Annotated in this window: 1 rRNA gene; it reads left to right on the top strand. The window is 43.9% G+C overall.

Annotated features, from left to right (window positions below):
- Positions 1 to 192 precede the first annotated feature (192 nt).
- A 5S ribosomal RNA gene (gene rrf / locus ACP6L2_RS18190) occupies positions 193 to 264 on the top strand; the annotation flags it as partial.

Raw genomic sequence — 264 nt, 5'->3', positions numbered from 1 at the left:
AGGTGTAAAGGTTGAGAGACCAAAGCCGAGTGGTACTAATAACCCGAAGCTTTCCAATGCGGATAGAACTGTTGTCCTCTCTCTTTTTTATCTTTTCTTCCAATAACATGTCAATTAGTAGTTGGTAGTTAGTATTTAGTAGTTAGACCCATGTCTGCTACCGGAGAACGCTCGATAGTACTTAAAAGATATTCAGGTGCCTATATCGGCGGTGTCCACCTCTTCCCATTCCGAACAGAGAAGTTAAGCCCGCCAGAGCCGATG

This window comes from Sphingobacterium lactis, from assembly GCF_051951495.1.
Taxonomy (GTDB): Bacteria; Bacteroidota; Bacteroidia; order Sphingobacteriales; family Sphingobacteriaceae; genus Sphingobacterium; species Sphingobacterium lactis_A.
This window is presented reverse-complemented; position numbering and strand designations above follow the sequence as displayed.